Source organism: Janthinobacterium sp. GW821-FHT03A03, from assembly GCF_059421435.1.
In genome coordinates this window covers 565,101-583,186 of sequence record NZ_JBWKUZ010000002.1, presented here as the reverse complement: position 1 = coordinate 583,186, position 18,086 = coordinate 565,101, and the positions used below count along the sequence as shown (strand labels likewise).

Here is an 18,086-nt window from a genome sequence, read left to right as displayed (position 1 = left end):
TCACCGATAACGCCATCAACAGTACCGACAAAAAAACCGGCCCCGTAGACCGGCTCTCTTCAATACAACTCTGCGCAGTCGCTTTTCTGGTGAGCGGGTTTCTGTCTTGGGTTCAAACGGTCAACTTTTCTCAATCGTTCGGGTCCAGCAAAATCAGTCACTTACCTCGCGTCAGTCCGACCAACTTTATTGTTTTAAGTCACAAAGCACCGTGAGGCCTAGGTAAGCGTCCGCTCAGCGCCATCTTGAGTGCAGGAGGGATTTGATCGATGATGGCGTCACACCGCTGGGAAGCGGCGTGATCTCAAAGGGCTGCTGGCAGGTTGCAGTTCCAAGGCAAGAAATCATCAACCCGGTTCACGGGATGATCGGCGATATGCGTCAGCACGTGACGCAACCAGGCTTCGGGGTCGACACCGTTCAGCCTAGCCGTGCCGATCAGCGAGTAGATCGCGGCGGCGCGCTCGCCGCCGCTGTCGGCGCCGGCGAACAGGTAGTTGCGGCGGCCGATGGCGACACCACGCAAGGCGCGTTCGGCCGCAGAGTTATCAATCTCGATTGCGCCGTCGTCGCGGTAGCGCAGCAGTGCCGGCCACAGCTTGAGCGCATACAGGATCGCCGCCGCCGTGTCAGATTTGCGCGATAAAGTATCGAGCGTGGCGCGCAGCCAGCGCTCCAGGTCGTCGAGCAGCGGGCGCGAACGGGCTTGCCGAACTTGTCGTCGTTCGTCGGGCGGCTTGCCCCGGATCTCAGCCTCGATCACATAGAGCTCGGCGATCCGGCGCAGCGCCTCGGTGGTCAGCGGCGTCGCGCGGGCGGCGTGCAGATCGTGGAATTTGCGCCGCGCGTGCGCCCAACATGCCGCTTCGCGGATCGTGCCGTCCTCGAACAAGGCGTTGAAGCCTGCATAGGCGTCCGCTTGCAGCACGTCTTCAAACTTGGCTAGGTGGGTCTGCGGATGGATGCCCTTGCGGTCGGGTGTGTAGGCAAACCAGACCGCTGGCGACGTGGTGTCGCCGGAAGACCTGTCGTCGCGCACATAAGTCCACAGGCGCGCCGTCTTGGTTTTGCCGTTGCCGGGGGCCAGCACCGGGATCGGCGTATCGTCGGCATGCAACTTTGATGCCGCCAGTACGTGGCGGCGAATGGCGTCGACCAACGGGCGCAGCAACGCACTGGCTGCGCCGACCCAGCTCGCCAGCAGCGCACGATCCAAGTCGACGCCCTCGCGCGCGTAGAAGACGGACTGGCGATACAGCGGCAGATGATCGGCGCACTTGGCCACCAGGATGTGCGCCAGCAAACCTGGGCCGGCGATGCCGCGCTCGATTGGCCGGCTCGGCGCCGGCGCCTGGACGATGGCGTCGCAGCAGGCGCATGCCAGCTTGGGGCGCACATGACGAATCACGCGGAAGCTGGCCGGAACGAATTCCAGTTGCTCGGCCACGTCCTCGCCCAGCGGCCGCAGGCCGCCACCGTAGGCCGGGCAGGCATCGGTCGTCGGTGCATAGACCTTCTCGTCTCGCGGCAAATGATCGGGCAACGGCCGGCGCACCGATTTCTTGCGCGGTGCCTGGTCGGCCGCCGGCATCTCGCGCGCCGCCTCCGCCTCGTCGGCCTGCAAGTCTTCCAGCTGCAACTCCAGCTGCTCGATCTGGTGGTCGAGCTTTGCCGACTTGCGACCGAACTGCATGCGCCACAATTTAGCGATCTGCAGCTTGAGGTGCTCGATCTCGACGGCGCGCGTGTTCAGTTGTTCGCGCAGCCATTCAACCACCTCGTCTTGGGCGAGCAGCAGCGCCTTCAAGGCGGCGATGTCGTTGGGCAGGTCGGCTGGGCTGAGCATGCGCCAAGTTTACGCGAGGCTTGTGTCGTTTACAAGGCCGACGTTGGTTTCCAGGTCCGTTCCGGCCGCCGCCAGTCTATGCCTTCGAGCAGCATCGACAGGTGCGCTTGCGTCAGCGCCACCGAACCGCTGGTAGCCTGCGGCCAAATGAAGCGACCGCGTTCAAGCCGCTTGGCCAACAGGCACAGGCCATCGCCGCTCCACCACAGTAATTTGACGAGGTCGCCGCGCCGGCCACGGAACACGAACACGTGGCCGCTGAACGGGTCTTCCTCAAGCGCCGTCTGCACTTTGGCAGCCAAGCCATTGAAGCCGGAGCGCATGTCGGTAGTGCCGGCGGCAAGCCACACCTTGGTACCGGCGGGCAGCCCGATCATCGTAGCACCCGATCCAATACTTGGGCCAGCGTGGCTGCGTTGGGCTGGCCTTCGATGCGTACACGGACTTCGCCCAGATCCAGCACGATGGTGCCGCCGGCGTCGCCATCGGCATCGGCGTTGTTCGGCGCGGGCGCCGACGGCGCCAGCACCACCGGCAACAAGCCATCGGTGCGCATCAACGCCGGCACACCGAGGCGCCCTTGTTGATACAGCCGGCGCCAGCTGAACACCTGGTTGGCGTTGACACCGTGGTCGCGCGCGATGCGCGCGACCGAGGCGCCCGGTTTGAGCGATAGCGCAACCAATGCGCGCTTGAACTCCAGCGGATGCTGGCGATAGTGGCCGCGTGCGTTCTTTGAAATGGTCGGTTGAAAATTTGTGTCCATAATCAGAATTTGTGGGCACAAATACTGTGCCAAAATTCGATCATGAATAACGGCGCTCAGGCAGTCCAGACGGCACTAGGAAGACGCTTACTGCGCGATCGCGCCTCTTCCGTTTTGAGCATTGCCGAAAGTTGGAATGCGTATTGGTCAATGGCTCGCTTGGAGCGCCGCTCAGCGTAGGCTGGTTCTATGGTTTCTGAGCGTAAATAGCGTCGAACGGTGTTTCGCGAGATGCCCAAGCGCCTGGCTATCTCTCTCAATGGGATCTGGTCGCAAATGTGCCAGCGTCGAATAATGCCTAGTAGTGCCACGTCGATCACTCCAATTCCCCACTCAATGTCATGAGTAGGATTGTGTCTTAAACGTGGGTCAGTTCCGTTTGCAAATTATAGGGTGAAGTGGGTCAGATTTCGCTGCAAATCAACATGATGTGGTCAATGCTCCTCATCGAAGGTCCCGCTTTCGGGATTTGACTGTATGCCAGCAGCGAAAGTTATCAACGTGGTCTGGCTTCGCTGTATTCGATGGAATAACCTGTCCCCATATGTATTCCACAGCGGTAAGGAGCAGATAGAAGATTCCCTTTGCAAGATTCACATGGGGTCTTACTGAGCAGGACTGAATCTTGCCCGCCAGGCCTGCCGCGCTCGCCCCGACGTGGTGGCGAGTACTCCGTCCACGGCGCCTGGAAGTGCAAGCAGTGCTGCATTATCCGATTCCCCATTTCTTTTGAGCTCAATTTTGAACCGGCAAACCTGTTTGCTGGCGCACTGTATGCGTCGCTGGCTATCCTGTGGCCATCGCTGCCATCGGGGAGGCCGGTGACGGATCAGTTACTGTCGTTACTAGGTTGATGATCAACGCTGATGGGCGCCCGATGACGCCGCGCTTCCACAAACCTAGCGATATGACGTGTATGGCAATGATTCTAGAGTTGGACTTGGACCAATGGCCAAGGCTGGCTGGGGGACTACGGACGAAGGAATAGGACGCTTATCGCGAGTACTTGGTTGCCCTGTTCGTCGCAGAATCTAGCCGCCATAAAAAAAAAGACGCCGGGGCGTCTTTTGGTGGCGCACTCAAGATTGCTTGCGGCGCCGGGCCAGGAAGCACAGTATGCCCAAGCCAGCCAGCAGCATGCCATAGGTTTCCGGTTCAGGAACGGGAGCCAGGTTCAGGTTGAAGGTGCCGCCATAGCTGCCGCCCTTGGTGTTGCCCATCACGGTCAGGACCAGCGGGCCATTGAACAAAATGCTCGTCGGTGCGAGTACTTCCCCCTGAGCAAAGCCAAAGACGGTGGGGCCGCCAAATCCGGTCAGTCCTATGCCGTTCAGGTTGGCGCTGGCAAAGCTGATGGACGAGCTGTCCGAGCCCGTGACGGACAGGTTGGCAAGGAAGGCCTGCGCGGTCGAGCCAAAGGTCGCAGTGGGGGTGAACGTGAAGGTATCCGTGAAGTCGCCGAGCGGGCTGGGGACAGCGTTGAAACCGCTGGTCCACAGGTTGCCCGAGGTGTTGGTGAGGTTGACAGTATAGGCGGTGGCGCTGGCGCTACCGATGGTAACGGCACTTAATACTGCCGCTGCAATGAGTGATTTTAGTTTCATGTTGATCTCCTCCAAGAATACTAAATGTTTTTAGAAAAACCGTACTGCAGTGATAAATTATCGCCAGCACAAAACATTGTCAATGTTATATTTTTTCATCGCTGCCGTCATTTGAATAGTCCATCGCTACTGCACGGGCAAGAATTCCAGGAAAATGAAAAATATAAAATAGGTACTATTAATATTTCACAAGAAATGAATGGAGTTAATTGTGTGAAAAATACTGTTGTATAGGTACCTAGTTCCGTCTGGAAAAGAGGGAAGTAAAGGCCATGCTGCGGCCCTCCCGGTGGATGAAACCATTTTGCCAATTACGTCGCTCAGCTTGCAGTTGTCTTGGAAATAATTGGAAAGTATTTTTTATAGGAACCATCTAGTAAGATTAGATGCCTAACCGCTGTTTCGAAGAGGGTATTTTTAATGATGTTGAATATTTTCAACACGGAAAAGCATCATGAAAACAGTTTCTTGGTGTACTAATTGATAATCGAGTCCGAATTGTTTCAATTCATCACTTTTGAAGTGTCAGCGATGTTCGAGTGCGGAATAATATTCCATCCGGCGGCCTCTGGTACAGCCGGGTAGGATGATGAGACCAAGCCCCTGATTTGCAGGGGCTTTTTCTTTTTTGGGATACCTGGTCCGGCAAGCTCGGGTAACGTCGAGCAGGTTCTTTTGATGGTACTCAAGATGGTATCGCCCATCTTGGGTGATGCTGTTGGTACACGTATACCATCATACTCAGCCGGGCCTTGATGGTATAAAGCCCTGTAAGTATTTGTTTTTATTGGTTTTTCCTGGCTCGAAAAACGCGATGCGCGTTGATGGTACTTTTGGCGGCCCGGGTACCATCCACGCGCTTGTAATTCGTTGTCGAATCGATTGCAAGTTGTTGATTTGTTTTGTTATTTTGGCGTCATGATGGTATACGTTTGGAGGCGAAAATGCTGACAGATGCGAAGCTGAAAAATATCAAGGGCACCGGGCGGCCATAGGTTGCGGACCGGGACGGACTGTACGTGATGGTGGCAGCGTCCGGTAGCATTTCCTTTCGCTACAACTACCGCATTAACGGAAGACAGGAGACCATTACCCTGGGCCGGTACGGTGCGGGTGGCTTGAGCTTGCGCGAAGCGCGCGATGCTCTTGCCGAGGCGCGCAAGTCCGTTGCTGCGGGCGGCGCCAGCGCGCACGAAGGAAGAGAGCATCCAACGCCGCACGGTACAGGAACCGTTTTCTGTCTGGGCTGAACGCTGGCTCGACAAGTACAGGATGGCTGAATCAACTCGTGCCATGCGCCGCTGGACGTATGAGCTGGACCTGAAAAGAGCGTTTGGCTCCTTGCTGCTATCGGAAATCAGCGATCAAATGCTGCGTGAATTGTGCGACCGCATCGTTGCACGCCAGGCTCCGGCCGTGGCCGTGCATGCGCGCGAGATCGTAATGATGGTCTTCAGGTATGCCGAGGCGCGCGGGGAAAAACATCCAAATCCCGCGGATCGCGTGCCGCCATCGTCGATCGCGACGTTCGCGCCGCGTGACCGCACCTTGACGCCGGCCGAGATTAAATTGTTCTACAAGTATCTTGATCGGACTCAGTGTGCCGCGACAGTACGCCTGGCCTGCAAGATGCTGTTGCTGACACTGGTGCGCAAGTCGGAACTGCCCGACGCTACCTGGTCGGAGATCGACTTCAAGCATGCCCTGTGGACGATCCCTGGCGCGCGCATGAAAAGAAGAAATCCCCATAACGTCTATCTGTCGCGCCAGGCCATGGATGTGCTGGTCGCGTTTAAGACCTGTGCTGGCGGCTCCCGTTATGTACTGCCTTCCAGGTACGATCCTGACCGGCCGATGAATGGCGCGACCTTGAATGCGGTGCTGGTATCCGTGGCCATGGGGATTCGACAGGAATCTTCACGCAAAACCGACTGGATCAAGGCGGCGCGCATGGCTGTGTGTCCCATGCAGGAATTGGGCGGTAATCAGGCTTTAGCAGCTAAAAATTACGCCGATGGCGGAACCAGAGCTTGTTCTGGATCAAAGTCGTTTACGGCTGGCGGAGCGACGATAGGTTCTGCCGACATATCAGTTGCACGGGTGCAGCGAAGCGGGCGGGAGGGAAGAGGCATGGCAGACATCATTCAGTTTCCACCGGTACCAAACAAGGAGAAAGCGCCACCGCTGCCGCCCGCGCCCGTTCCGCCGCCGGGCCGGCCGGGCCTGCGCACCATCCTGTGGGTTATTGCCACGCTGTGCTGGCCAGTGCTGCGCTTCATCATGGTGTGTGACGTGCTGTTCCAGCTGCTGCGCGCGCTGGTGCTGTGGGATACGCCTGGCGCGCATGCCGGATGGACCTTGCTGCTGCACTACGCCTTTTTCTGCTACCTGACCTGGTTCGTGGCGTACGGCAAGCCGGACCAGTTGCGATGAAGAAGGCGTCCGCACTACCAGGCCCCGCCAGCGGCCGCGCGCCGGAGGGCAGGCCGCTGGCGCTGCCGCTCGAGCATATCAATGAAGACCCGCTGCAGCCGCGTTCGTCCGAAAATCCGGGCTTTACGGCGCATAGCCTGGCCGAACTCGCCGCCTCGATACGCCTGCGCGGGATCAAGACACCGATCTCCGTGCGCCATCATCCCGAACGGCCTGGCCACTACATCATCAATCACGGCGCGCGCCGCTATCGCGCATCGCGACTGGCGCAGCTGGTGACCATTCCTGGCTTTATCGACGACGACTATAGCGAGACCGACCAGGTGGTGGAAAACCTGCAGCGCAACGAGCTGACGGCGCGCGAAATTGCCAACTACATTGGCCGAGAACTGTCGAAGGGGCTGAAGCGGGGGCAGATCGCCAGCAACATCAGCAAGTCCGCCGCCTTCGTGACGCAGCATGCGGCCCTGCTGGATTTACCGGAACCCATCGCCCTGGCGTTCAACGAGGGCAGGGTACGCGACGTGACGACGGTGAATGAACTGGTGACGGCCTATAAGTCGCATCCGGGCGAGGTCGGGGCCTGGCTGCGCGAGGGCGAACCGGAGATAACGCGCAGCGCCGTCAAGCTGCTGCGCGCATTTCTCGGGGCGAAGTTTGGCGAGGAGGACGAGATCACCCACGGTACCGGCGGCGCCACAGTCGTGCCATCGGCCGCCGGTCCGCCCGCATCTGCGCAGGCCACTCTTGCCGCGCCGGCTGGCGCTGGCCGCTGGCGCTGCACTGGCATGCTCGTGCGCCATGGACAGGGCGAAGGCGTGCTGGTGCTGGGACGCAGGCCTGGCGGGGAGGGGCTGGCCTGGCTGCGGCGCGCCGATGGCGTTGAAGTGGAGGTGGCGCTCGCCGGGCTTGTGCCGCTCAGGCTGCTGGGCGCGGGTGACTGACGCATCCGTGGCCCATGGCGCTTGCCGCGCGGATCAGGGCCGGTGCTACACTGCGGCTCTTGCGCTGTGCTGCAGTTTCCGCCAGCGTGTCTTGAAGTACAGACGGAACCGTCCAATTATTTGTCATGCGACCATGAATGACTTGTTGACCTACATCGGTGCTATTTTCAACCTGCCCAGCCAGGCCGTGATCGAGCGGCGAGATGTCGCGCAATCCTCCTGGCAGGAGGACGGTTTTGATGTACGGCAGGAAGTGGCCACTTATTATTTCAGCAATGGCGTAGTGGTGCGCCGCACGTCCGAAGAGGATAGCTTTCCATCGAAGGCGGCCTGCGCGGAGTGCTGGATCACCTATGAAGTGCCATCGAACGGGCAGGCGCCGGTCGAGGTGCAGCCAGCGGTCAGGCGCTTTGACAGTCGCTGCCGCGAAGCATTCTGGCTGAAATTTCACAGCGCCAACTGAGCCGCTGCCTGCTTGGTGGTGCCGGCCAGCCGTCTGCTGGAATATCTGAAATACAGCCTATGGACTGTAAAACGGAATTACAGCCTGTTTCTTGTAATTGTGTTTCACAGTTCCTATACTGTAGATACATATCCCAGGACACGCCATGGACTATCCGATCCGATCCTTGCAGCAGTTGCGGCCGATTCTCATCGGCTTCCGCAAGCAGGCCGGCCTGTCGCAGCAGGCGCTGGCGGAGCAGTTGGGCATCACGCAGCAAAGCTATGCGCAGATCGAAGCCAATCCTGCTTCCACCAGCGTCGAGCGCCTGTACACGGTGCTGCGGCTGCTGGGGGCCGAACTGCTGCTCTCGCCAGCCGGGCAGCCATCCCCGGATGCCGACATCGCGCAGGAGGCAACCGATGCGGGGCCGCCCGCCGCCCGCCTCGCGCGCCAGCGCGCGTCCGGTCCGGCGCGGCCGGAGGCGCCGGCAAGGCAGGTACCGTCACCATCGGCCAGGGAGCGCTGGTAAGCCATGGGCCGGCGAGCGCATGCGCAGCGCCTGCACCTGTGGCTGAATGGCAGTCCTGTGGCCTACTGGGATGCGTCCGCTGGCACCTCGGCGCTGACCTATTTTGACGCCTGGATCGAGGACGAGGCCGGACGGCCGCTGTCGCTGTCGATGCCTTTCAAGCCGCAGGGCGGCGCCTATCGCGGCGCGCTGGTGCAGAATTATTTCGACAACCTCCTGCCTGACAGCGAACCGATCCGCCGCCGCATGGCCCAGCACTTCCAGACTGGGGGCATCGCGCCATACCAGCTGCTCGCTGCGGCCGGGCGCGACTGTGTCGGCGCCATCCAGCTATTGCCGCCCGGCGAGGTACCCACGGACCTGTTTACCATTACGGGCGAGGCGCTCGACGAGGCTGGCGTGGCGAGGATATTGCGCAACACGGTCGCGGAAGCCCCGTTCGGGCATCCAGGCGCAGAGCCCGACCTGCGCCTGTCGATTGCCGGAGCGCAGGAAAAGACGGCGTTGCTATGGCATCGCGGCCAGTGGCACCGTCCCACCGGCAGCACGCCGACGACGCACATACTGAAGCTGCCCATGGGGCTGGTGGGTAATATGCGCGCCGACATGCGCACCTCGGTGGAAAACGAATGGCTGTGTTCGCAAATTATGCACGCGTTCGGACTGCCCACGGCGCCATGCCGCATTGCCACCTTCGAGGATCTGAAGACGCTGGTGGTGGAGCGCTTCGACCGCAGGCTGTCGGGTGACGGCAGCTGGATAGTCCGCCTGCCGCAGGAAGATTTTTGCCAGGCGACCGGCACGCCGCCCCTGCACAAGTACCAGGCCGATGGCGGGCCGGGCATCAGCCGCATCATGGACATCCTGCTGGGCTCTGCACAGGCCGAGGCAGACCGCCGCCGCTTCTTCAAGACCCAGCTGGTGTTCTGGCTGCTGGCGGCGACCGATGGCCATGCGAAGAACTTCAGCATTTTCCATTTGCCGCACAGCCGTTTCCAGTCGACGCCGCTCTACGACGTGCTGTCCGCCCATCCCATCATCGGCCCCGGCGCGCACCGGCTGCCGCGCCAGGATGCCCGGCTGGCGATGGCCGTGCGCGGCGCCAGCAACCATTATCACCTGGAGCAGATCCAGCGGCGCCACTGCCTGAGCCAGGCTCGCCAGGCCAGTTTCGGCGCGGCTGCGGCGCAAGACGTGATCGACGAGGTGCTTGACCATGCCGATGCGGTGGTGGCTGCCATGTACGGCTTGCTGCCACCCGGCTTTCCCGCTGATCTTGCCGATGCCATCCTGCAGGGCATGTCCCGCCAGGCGCGGCGGCTCAGGGATATGCCGGATGGCGAAGCAGGCACGGATGCAGTTTGATGTGTGCCACATCACGGGCATTTAGATACCCAGCGGCAAGTATCACGTCTTAAAATGGCCCATCGCCGAACGAATCGGCCGCTGTCACGTCCTACCGATAAACAGGAGCGTATTGATGAAGCAAAGAGTCTTGGTCATGAACGGGCAGCGCCTGCTGCAAAACGAGCAGGGCGGACAGTGGGCTACCAGCAAGGTGGACAAGGCAGGGGCGATCAAGCCCGGCATCTACGATATTTATCTTGCAGGTAATGCCGACAAGGCCAAGACGTATGCCGGCGTCATCGTGCATGCCGATGGGGCCAGCGTGTACCAGCAGGTTGGCAAGACATTGATCAAGCACGCCGCCAGCGATTTCGCTAAAGTACCTGGGACGGGCATCGATACCAGTGTCAGCTATGAGGACGGCCAGGCGCACAGCAGCAGTGCCAGCGTCAAACAGGGACGCAAGCTGAGCCGGTAGGGCAGAGCCCGCTGATAGAGGAGGCGGATCATGAAACTATCGATGGAGCGGCCGCAGCAAGGCAGGACAGCCAGCGCAGGCGCGCGGGGCGGCGCCGAGATGCAGGCTGACGCGCAGCTCTACCAGGCAGCGGAGGAGCAACTGGAGCAGGCGGCAATGCTGGATGCCGCCCCGCCGGACATGCAGTATGGCGCGGCGCTGGCGGCGCAGCTCGAGGCCAAGCACGAGCAGGTCGAGCGCATCGAGGACAGGCTGGAAAACCTGATCGAATCGCAGGCATCGCGCCTGCAGCGCACGCAGATGCAGCAGCCGGGCTTGCTGGCCTTTCCCGCCACGCGCGCGCAGTGGCAGCAGCAGGTGCAGCAGCAACAGAAAACCATGCAGCGCCTGCTGGGCCGCCTGGAACTGGTGCGCGAGGTGCGCGACAGCATGGGTGTGCACGCGCCGCGCATCGAGGAACTGGCCGCGCGCAAGCTGCGTACCAGGCATCCCGGGCTGGCCAGCGAGTGGGATGCGCTGCAGCAGGCGCAGCGCCTGGAAAAGCTGCTGCAGCAGCAGCAGCAGCAGCAGCAGCAGCAGACACAGCAGCTCCCTGATCGCAGCCATGTGCTGCAAGCCGGACGCGGCTCGCGGCTGGGCCTATCGCAGCACGGCCCATGAGGCCACGGCCGCCGCCAGCATGGCCAGGCAGCCGGCGGCGACATTCAACACCGCGATGGCATGTGCGGCGCGCACGGGACGTGCGAGCTGGAGCAGGGCGCCGTCGATTTCCTGGCGTGCGGCCCTTGCCGCCTGCTGGCCTCCTTCCAGCATGGCGGCAGCCATGGCTTCCCGGGCGGCGGCCAGCGCTGCATTGACGATGCGTTCGGCCTTTTCCCTGGCGTCCGTGCTCCAGCGCCGCGACAGCTCTTCCATTTCCTCCTTGAACCGATCGAGCTGGACCTGCTGGGCCCTGGCGCTGTCCTGCATCAGGCGGCTGTTGATGGTCTGCAAAACCAGGATGGGGTCGTCGCGCGCGACGGCGATGCCATGTTTCGCGGCAATTTCCCGCAGCAGTTCCTCGGTCTGGTCGCCCATCACAGCACCATCGCGGCATCGAGTTCGCCGTACACCAGGCGCCGGATGATGCTCAGGCGCTGGCGCGTCATGATCGGCAGCGCGGGCATGGCCAGCGCCTCGTCGAAGGTCAGGCGCTGCTGCAGCATGCCGGCCAGGTCGCGTCCGAAGGTTTCCTTCTTCAAGACGGGCAGCCGGACGATGGCAGACAGGCGTTCACGGTTGGCCAGATAGGTCTTCATCTGCTCGAAACCATTGCCCTCGTGCTCGACCGGACCCCAGTAGGGATTGAGCCAGGCGATGAAGCGGGTTTCCGGCGGAAACTGGCTGGCCAGGTGGGCAAAGCCGCTGATGGTATCGAGCAGGGCCTGGCCGCCCGTGATCACGGTGTGCACCACCAGCAAATGATCGAGTTCCGCCAGCAGGGCCGGGATCTGGTTGCTGATCAGGTAGTGCGACAGCGGCACGAAGGAACTGGCGCCGTTGTCGATGATGGCGTCTCCCTGCGCCTGCGCCACCAGGTCGATCAGGGCGTCGAAGCCGCGCGGATTGATTTCTTCCTCTTCCATCAGGTCGATGCGCCGGACCTGCAGCGCCTGGTAGCCATGGAAGGTGGCATTCACGGGATCGGTGTCGATGCACAGCGGCGTGCGGGCCTTGCTGAGCATGTACTGGGCGAGGATGGCGGCGATCAGCGACTTGCCAACGCCTCCTTTACCCTGCAGCATCATATGGATATGGGCCATTACAGTAGCTCCTTTTTGTCCGGGATCGGGTTGAAATGGAAGCCGGCCGGCGCTGGTGCCGGCCGGGACGTCACGGCGTCCGGTTTCCCGGAAGCCGCGCGGGACTGGCGGGATGCCGGCTGCTGGGGCGCCACGCCTTGTCCAGCCGTCTCCCCGGCCGGTGCGGAGGCTTTCAGCATGCGGTGCACGTGCTTCAGGAACGTGTCGTAGCCGAACGGTACGCGCCCCGAGGCATACATATGGCGCCAGATGGTATTCATGGGAAAGCCCGCCGCCAGTGCGGCGCGTACATCGTCGCTGACGGCGAGGAAGGCGACCAGGTATTGGTCGCGCTTGGCCGGCTTGCTGCATTTGATCCAGTCACTCAGTTGTTCGGCATAGGGTTTCTCCATGGTATTTATTCCCCTTCACGTTATGCGGAAGATGCACGGTTACACCACAAAACTGGCACGGTTGAACCACCAATCTGACACGGTTGAAGCCTGATATGCCACGGTTGGAGGCAAATAAGGCCTTTAAAGGCCTTTTCGGAATAGTGACCGATAAAATCCGCTCCGTTTTGTGCCAGAACAAGGGTTAAATCGAAAGCCTGTCCTACGATTAAATGGCTCGGTCGCTGTGCGGGCCGGGGCAGGATAGGTGAAGTTAGCTAACCGGCGGGCCGGTTATCTCTCTTCACGGTGCCTTATTCGCGCCTGCGGCGCTCAACGGACATCCTGCTCTGCGAGGCCTGCGCGTGCCGCGCCAACTGCGAGGACGCCATGCAAGAACCAGAACACTCCACCACCCGCAAGGCCCGGCAGCTGCGCGTGCCGGTGCTGCCAGACGAAGAGGCGCAGATCAAGCGGCTGGCAGCCGCGGCCGGGCTGCCGGTGGCGGCCTATCTGCGCAGGGTCGGGCTGGGCCATCGGCTGCCGGGCATCCTCGACCACCGGCGCGTCGAGGAACTGGCGCGCATCAATGGCGACCTGGGCCGATTGGGTGGCCTGCTGAAGCTGTGGCTGACCAACGACGAGCGCACTGCCGCGTTCGGCGAGGCGACGATCCGCGCCGTGCTGGCCAAGATCGCCGATACCCAGGATGAAATGCATGCCGTCATGCGTGCCGTAGTCTTGCCGCAACAGGGGCGCGGACTTTAGCAGCTAAAAAATTGGCTGCACTGGCCGGTCAACGGAAGTCGCAGCCCAGCAGGGAGAGAGCCGCATGATTGCCAAGCATGTTCCGATGAAGGTGGCCCGGAAAAGCGGCTTTGCCAGCCTGCTCGCCTACCTGGCCGATGCGCAGGCCAAGCGGGAACGCGTCGGCTGCGTGACGGTCACGAACTGCCAGTCGGACCAGGCCGCAGTGGCCGTCACCGAGATCCTCAACACGCAGGCGCAGAACCAGCGCGCGCTATCGGACAAGACCTATCACCTGATCCTCAGTTTTCCGGCCGGCGAAGAACCGCCCCCGGCCGTGCTGCAGGCCGTGGAGGCACGCATCTGCCACGGGCTGGGCTATGGGGCGCACCAACGCATCAGCGTCGTGCATCACGATACGGACAACCTGCACGTGCATATCGCCATCAACAAGATCCATCCCACCCGCTACACGATCCACCAGCCTTATCGCGACCATGCCACGCTGGGCCAACTGTGCGCGGCGCTGGAGGACGAGTTCGGCTTGCAGCGCGACAACCACCAGGCGCGGCAAACGGGCGCCGCCAGCCGCGCCATGGACATGGAGCGCCACGCCGGCATCGAGAGCCTGCTGGGACTGGTGCGCCGCGCATGCCATGCGCAGATGCGGGATGCGGCCTCGTGGCAGGAACTGCACGGCGTGCTGCTTGCGCACGGCCTGGCGCTGCGCGAACGGGGCAACGGGCTGGTGATCCTGGCCGACGACGGCACGGCCGTGAAGGCCAGTTCCGTGCACCGCGACTGCTCCAGGGCGCGCCTGGAAGCGCGGCTGGGGCCATTCACTCCCGGGCCGGCCGGGACAGGCGGCGGCCATGTTAGCCAAGCGAGCCAAATTCGCCAGCCGCTGCGCCTGCGCGTGGAAACGGCCGCGCTGTATGCGCTCTACCAGGAACAGCAGCAGGACGCCGTCCAGGTGCGCGCTGGCGCCCTGGCGGGCGCACGCGCACAGCACCAGCGCCTGATTGCCGAGGCGAAGCGCCGGGGCAGGCTCAAGCGGGCTGCCATCCGCATACTTGCCAGCGGTCCCTTTGCCAAACGCATCTTGCATGCGGCAGCCGCGAAGACGCTCATGGCGGACATCGAACGCATCAACGGCGGCTACCTTGCGGAGCGCCGCGCCATCCGCAGCCAGCACGGCCGCCTTGCCTGGGCGGACTGGTTGCGCACCCGTGCCGGGGCCGGCGACGCACAGGCGCTGTCCGCCCTGCGCGCACGCGGCGGCAAGCAGAGTTTGGCAGGAAACACGCTGGCCGGCAACCCGCTGGCAAGTGAGGCAAGCGGGGCGCAGGCGCCGAATGATTTGCGGCAGGACAGCGTCACCAAGCATGGCACGCTCATCTATTGCGCTGGCGCGACGACGATCCGCGACGACGGGCATAAGCTGAAAATCACGCGCGGCGCCACGCAGGCGGGCCTGCTGCTGGCGCTGGACATGGCGGTTTCGCGCTATGGCAGCTGCCTGCATGTCGATGGCAGCGCCGCGTTCCAGGACCAGGTCATCCAGGCGGCGGCTGCCGCGCACCTGGCGGTCACGTTCGACGACGCCGTGCTGGAGCGGCGCCGGCAGGACCTGTTGCGTGCCGTAGGCACGAAGGAGAAGCAGGATGAACAGGCAAGGCAACCGCGCCGGGGCGGACAGCCCGGTGAAGGCGCAGCGCGACGCGCTGCTGGAGCAGGCGCTGGAGTCGCTGGAGCGTGCGCCGCCACCGCGGCCGGCCGCGCAGGCGCCGGACATCGGCGCAGCTCCCACTCACAGTCCGACCCTGGCGGCGTTGGAGGCCATCCGCCGCCCGCAGCCAGGAACCGTCTGCGAAAGCTGTCCCAACTCGGTATGGTTCGCATCGGCAGTGGAACTGAAGTGCTATTGCCGCGTGATGTACCTGGTCACGTGGAGCAGCAAGGAGCCGCAGCAGATCAGCGCATGCGACGGCATGTTTCTGGGCGGGGAGGCGTAGCGGACAGGCGGGATACCGGCTCGGCGGCAGTGGATGCCTTCCTCCTTGAGCAGGAACAAACAAAGCCGCGATTGTCCGATATACCGAAATTTGAACGATATGATGGTGTCAAGGGGCCGGCTGTCTTCGCCGGGCTGCGCGAGGCGGGCGGCCAGGTGCTGGCGCTGCTGGAGCGGGGCGCGGAAACGATGGTCCTGCCGGTGAGCGGCGCCGCAGCAAGGCGCTTGCGTACGCTGGCCCCCGGTGATGCCGTCACCGTGACGCTTGACGGCGTCATCAAGACGAAAGGACGGACCAGATGAAAGACAGGTTCAATAATGCCGTCGGCCCCCAAGTGCGCAGCGCACGGCGGGGCGCCCGCAAGGCCATCCCGGCGCTGGCCGCGCTCACCCTCGTTGGCGGCTTCCAGGCGGCCACCCAGTTCTTTGCCCACGCCTTCCACTACCAGAGCGCGCTGGGCTGGCATGCCAGCCAGGTCTATCCGCCATGGGCGATCGTCGGCTGGGCTGCCAGATGGCGCGGGCAGTATCCGGATGCGCTGATGCAGGCGGGCAGCGTGGGCGTCAGCGTCGCGGGGATCGGCCTGATCGGGTTGCTGGTGGCCCGGATGATCTCGGTGAATTCGGCCCGCGCCAGCGAGTACCTGCACGGCTCGGCGCGCTGGGCGAACATCACGGACATCCGCGCCGCCGGCCTGCTGCCTGCGACGCGCTCGCTGTGGCAGCTGGTGGCCGGAAGGGCGCAGCCGGCCAGCGCCGGCGTGTACGTAGGGGCCTGGCTGGACCGGGCGGGCAGGCAGCACTACCTGCGCCACGACGGGCCGGAACACGTGCTGACGTACGCGCCCACCCGCTCCGGCAAGGGTGTCGGCCTAGTGGTGCCGACCCTGCTCGCGTGGCCGCACAGCGCCGTCATCACGGACCTGAAAAGCGAGCTGTGGGCGCTGACCTCGGGCTGGCGCCAGAAGCATGCGGGAAACAAGGTGCTGTACTTCGAGCCGGCCGCCGCCAAGGGCAGCGTGTGCTGGAACGCGCTCGACGAGATCCGCCTCGATACGGAGCACGAGGTGGGCGACGTGCAGAATCTCGCCACCCTGATCGTCGACCCGGACGGCAAGGGGCTGGAGACGCATTGGCAAAAGACTAGCCAGGCGCTGATCGTGGGCGTGATCCTGCATGCGCTGTACAAGGCGCGCGCCGAAGGCACGACGGCCACCCTGTCCGTGGTCGACGCCATGATGGCGGACCCGAACCGCGGCATCGGCGAGCTGTGGATGGAAATGATCACCTACAGCCATGCCGACGGGCGCAATCATCCGGTGGTGGGTTCGGCCGCGCGCGACATGCTCGACCGGCCCGAGGAGGAGGCCGGATCCGTGCTGTCGACGGCCAAGTCCTACCTGTCGCTGTACCGCGACCCGATTGTCGCGCGCAATGTGAGCCGCTCGGAATTCCGCATCCGCGACCTGATGCACCACGACAGCCCCGTGAGCCTGTACATCGTCACGCAGCCGACGGACAAGGCGCGCCTGCGCCCGCTGGTGCGCGTGCTGGTCAACATGATCGTGCGCCAGCTGGCCGACCGTGTCAGCTTCGAGAACGGGCGTCCCGTGGCGCGCTACCGGCACCGCCTGCTGATGATGCTCGACGAGTTTCCCAGCCTGGGCAAGCTGGACATCATGCAGGAGTCGCTGGGCTTCCTGGCGGGCTACGGCATCAAGTGCTACCTGATCTGCCAGGATATCAACCAGCTCAAGAGCCGCGAAACGGGCTATGGTCCCGATGAAAGCATCACATCGAGCTGCCATATTCAGAATGCCTATCCACCGAACCGACTGGAGACGGCCGAACACCTGTCCAAGCTGACGGGCCAGACCACGGTGGCGAAGGAGCAGGTCACGACGAGCGGGCGCCGCACCAGCGCCTTGCTGGCCCAGGTGTCGCGCACCATCCAGGAAACGCAGCGCCCTCTGCTCACGCCGGACGAGTGCCTGCGCATGCCCGGCCCCGTCAAGTCGGCCAGCGGCGACATCGAGAAGGCCGGCGACATGGTCGTCTACGTGGCCGGCTATCCGGCGATCTACGGCCGCCAGCCGCTGTACTTCCAGGATGCGGTCTTCCAGGTGCGCGCTGCGATCCCCGCGCCCACGAAAAGCGACAAGCTGCACCACGCGCACCGGCCTGCCGAAGGGGAGGGCATACGGCTATGAACAGGACATGCGTGAAACTCGGCGCCTGGAGCGCCTCGCTGGGCGCCGCGCTGCAGGTGCTGGGCGTGGCAGTCCACCTGGCTGGCGCGCGCATCAACAGCAGCCATAGCATTCCGCGCGGCTTGTACTGGACCAGTTCAGCCCCGGTGGCGCCCGGGCGCTTCGTGATGTTCTGTCCGCCCCAGCTGGGGGTGTTCGAGGAGGCGCGCCGGCGCGGCTATATCGGTGCGGGTTTCTGTCCCGGCGGCTATGGCTACATGATGAAGAAAGTGCTTGGCGCGGGCAATGACGCTATCAGCGTGGCGCCGGACGGCGTGCGCGTCAACGGGCGCCTGCTGGCGCACAGCGCGCCGCTGGCCACCGATGGCAATGGCCGTCCCATGGCACGCTTCCAGGCTGACCGCTACACCCTCAGCGAATTCCAGCTGCTGCTGATGGCGGACGCCAATCCCCGGTCTTTCGACGCGCGCTACTTTGGCCCCGTCCAGCGCATGCAGGTCCGCACGGTGATCGTCCCGGTGCTGACCTGGTAGCAGGTTCCATTTTCAAC

21 protein-coding genes are annotated in these 18,086 nt (G+C 63.0%); 13 read left to right on the top strand and 8 right to left on the bottom strand.

Features of this window, described 5'->3' with window-relative positions:
- Positions 1-304: 304 nt before the first annotated feature.
- The 5 genes from tnpC to AC07VI_RS09240 form a co-directional block, all read right to left on the bottom strand.
- Positions 305-1,846 (bottom strand): IS66 family transposase, encoded by a 1,542-nt coding sequence (tnpC, locus tag AC07VI_RS09260; RefSeq protein WP_099375885.1) that lies wholly within the window; start codon positions 1,844-1,846, stop codon positions 305-307.
- A gap of 29 nt (positions 1,847-1,875) precedes the next feature.
- Positions 1,876-2,223: an IS66 family insertion sequence element accessory protein TnpB gene (gene tnpB, locus AC07VI_RS09255; RefSeq protein WP_086147518.1), complete on the bottom strand. Its 348-nt coding sequence runs from the start codon at positions 2,221-2,223 to the stop codon at positions 1,876-1,878.
- Positions 2,220-2,612 carry an IS66-like element accessory protein TnpA gene (tnpA, locus tag AC07VI_RS09250; protein ID WP_086147517.1) on the bottom strand — a complete coding sequence of 131 codons (393 nt, stop codon included), beginning with the start codon at positions 2,610-2,612 and terminating at the stop codon, positions 2,220-2,222. Before tnpA ends, tnpB begins: the two co-directional genes overlap by 4 nt.
- 56 nt (positions 2,613-2,668) lie before the next feature.
- Positions 2,669-2,923 carry a helix-turn-helix domain-containing protein gene (locus AC07VI_RS09245; RefSeq protein ID WP_253251973.1) on the bottom strand — a complete coding sequence of 85 codons (255 nt, stop codon included), beginning with the start codon at positions 2,921-2,923 and terminating at the stop codon, positions 2,669-2,671.
- Positions 2,924-3,691: 768 nt separating this feature from the next.
- Complete coding sequence (locus AC07VI_RS09240) at positions 3,692-4,216, bottom strand: FxDxF family PEP-CTERM protein (RefSeq protein WP_193068895.1); 525 nt, start codon at positions 4,214-4,216, stop codon at positions 3,692-3,694.
- A gap of 24 nt (positions 4,217-4,240) precedes the next feature.
- Between AC07VI_RS09240 and AC07VI_RS09235 the strand changes: the two genes are divergently transcribed.
- From AC07VI_RS09235 to AC07VI_RS09195, 9 genes are all read left to right on the top strand, one after another.
- A complete protein-coding gene (locus AC07VI_RS09235) occupies positions 4,241-4,450 on the top strand; it encodes a hypothetical protein (RefSeq protein WP_139842594.1) in 210 nt (69 codons plus the stop codon).
- Positions 4,451-5,238: 788 nt separating this feature from the next.
- On the top strand, positions 5,239-5,466 hold the full coding sequence (locus AC07VI_RS09230) for an Arm DNA-binding domain-containing protein (protein ID WP_492996339.1): 228 nt from the start codon (positions 5,239-5,241) through the stop codon (positions 5,464-5,466).
- Positions 5,357-6,649 (top strand): KleE stable inheritance protein, encoded by a 1,293-nt coding sequence (gene kleE, locus AC07VI_RS09225; RefSeq protein ID WP_492994539.1) that lies wholly within the window; start codon positions 5,357-5,359, stop codon positions 6,647-6,649. The genes AC07VI_RS09230 and kleE overlap by 110 nt, the downstream gene beginning before the upstream one ends.
- Entirely contained in the window at positions 6,646-7,593 is a 948-nt protein-coding gene (locus AC07VI_RS09220) for a ParB/RepB/Spo0J family partition protein (RefSeq protein WP_492994537.1), read from the top strand. The genes kleE and AC07VI_RS09220 overlap by 4 nt, the downstream gene beginning before the upstream one ends.
- 133 nt (positions 7,594-7,726) lie before the next feature.
- Positions 7,727-8,056 carry a hypothetical protein gene (locus AC07VI_RS09215; RefSeq protein ID WP_086147514.1) on the top strand — a complete coding sequence of 110 codons (330 nt, stop codon included), beginning with the start codon at positions 7,727-7,729 and terminating at the stop codon, positions 8,054-8,056.
- Positions 8,057-8,201: 145 nt separating this feature from the next.
- Positions 8,202-8,567: a helix-turn-helix transcriptional regulator gene (locus AC07VI_RS09210; protein WP_086147513.1), complete on the top strand. Its 366-nt coding sequence runs from the start codon at positions 8,202-8,204 to the stop codon at positions 8,565-8,567.
- A 3-nt stretch (positions 8,568-8,570) separates the two neighbouring features.
- Complete coding sequence (locus tag AC07VI_RS09205; protein ID WP_492994534.1) at positions 8,571-9,932, top strand: type II toxin-antitoxin system HipA family toxin; 1,362 nt, start codon at positions 8,571-8,573, stop codon at positions 9,930-9,932.
- Between the two features lie 115 nt (positions 9,933-10,047).
- A complete protein-coding gene (locus AC07VI_RS09200; RefSeq protein WP_086147511.1) occupies positions 10,048-10,392 on the top strand; it encodes a KfrB domain-containing protein in 345 nt (114 codons plus the stop codon).
- A 30-nt stretch (positions 10,393-10,422) separates the two neighbouring features.
- Entirely contained in the window at positions 10,423-11,052 is a 630-nt protein-coding gene (locus AC07VI_RS09195; protein ID WP_492994532.1) for an IncP plasmid survival protein KfrC family protein, read from the top strand.
- Here AC07VI_RS09195 and traM read toward each other — a convergent pair.
- From traM to AC07VI_RS09180, 3 genes are read right to left on the bottom strand one after another with little or no spacing between them, the layout of a single operon-like run.
- Positions 11,032-11,469, bottom strand: coding sequence for a conjugal transfer transcriptional regulator TraM (gene traM / locus AC07VI_RS09190; protein WP_492994530.1), 438 nt, complete (start codon positions 11,467-11,469; stop codon positions 11,032-11,034). The genes AC07VI_RS09195 and traM overlap by 21 nt on opposite strands.
- Positions 11,469-12,194, bottom strand: coding sequence for a nucleotide-binding protein (locus tag AC07VI_RS09185; RefSeq protein ID WP_092605215.1), 726 nt, complete (start codon positions 12,192-12,194; stop codon positions 11,469-11,471). Before AC07VI_RS09185 ends, traM begins: the two co-directional genes overlap by 1 nt.
- Positions 12,194-12,586 (bottom strand): TraK family protein, encoded by a 393-nt coding sequence (locus AC07VI_RS09180; protein WP_492994528.1) that lies wholly within the window; start codon positions 12,584-12,586, stop codon positions 12,194-12,196. The genes AC07VI_RS09185 and AC07VI_RS09180 overlap by 1 nt, the downstream gene beginning before the upstream one ends.
- Positions 12,587-12,955: 369 nt before the next feature.
- Here AC07VI_RS09180 and traJ point away from each other — a divergent pair, with 369 nt between their 5' ends.
- The 4 genes from traJ (at position 12,956) to traF (ending at position 18,069) form a co-directional block, all read left to right on the top strand.
- A complete protein-coding gene (traJ, locus tag AC07VI_RS09175; protein ID WP_099375922.1) occupies positions 12,956-13,333 on the top strand; it encodes a conjugal transfer transcriptional regulator TraJ in 378 nt (125 codons plus the stop codon).
- A 64-nt stretch (positions 13,334-13,397) separates the two neighbouring features.
- A complete protein-coding gene (gene traI / locus AC07VI_RS09170) occupies positions 13,398-15,629 on the top strand; it encodes a TraI/MobA(P) family conjugative relaxase (RefSeq protein WP_492994525.1) in 2,232 nt (743 codons plus the stop codon).
- A complete protein-coding gene (locus AC07VI_RS09165; RefSeq protein WP_492994523.1) occupies positions 15,626-17,536 on the top strand; it encodes a type IV secretory system conjugative DNA transfer family protein in 1,911 nt (636 codons plus the stop codon). The genes traI and AC07VI_RS09165 overlap by 4 nt, the downstream gene beginning before the upstream one ends.
- Positions 17,537-17,547: 11 nt before the next feature.
- Positions 17,548-18,069: a conjugative transfer signal peptidase TraF gene (traF, locus tag AC07VI_RS09160; protein WP_492994521.1), complete on the top strand. Its 522-nt coding sequence runs from the start codon at positions 17,548-17,550 to the stop codon at positions 18,067-18,069.
- Positions 18,070-18,086 lie beyond the last annotated feature (17 nt).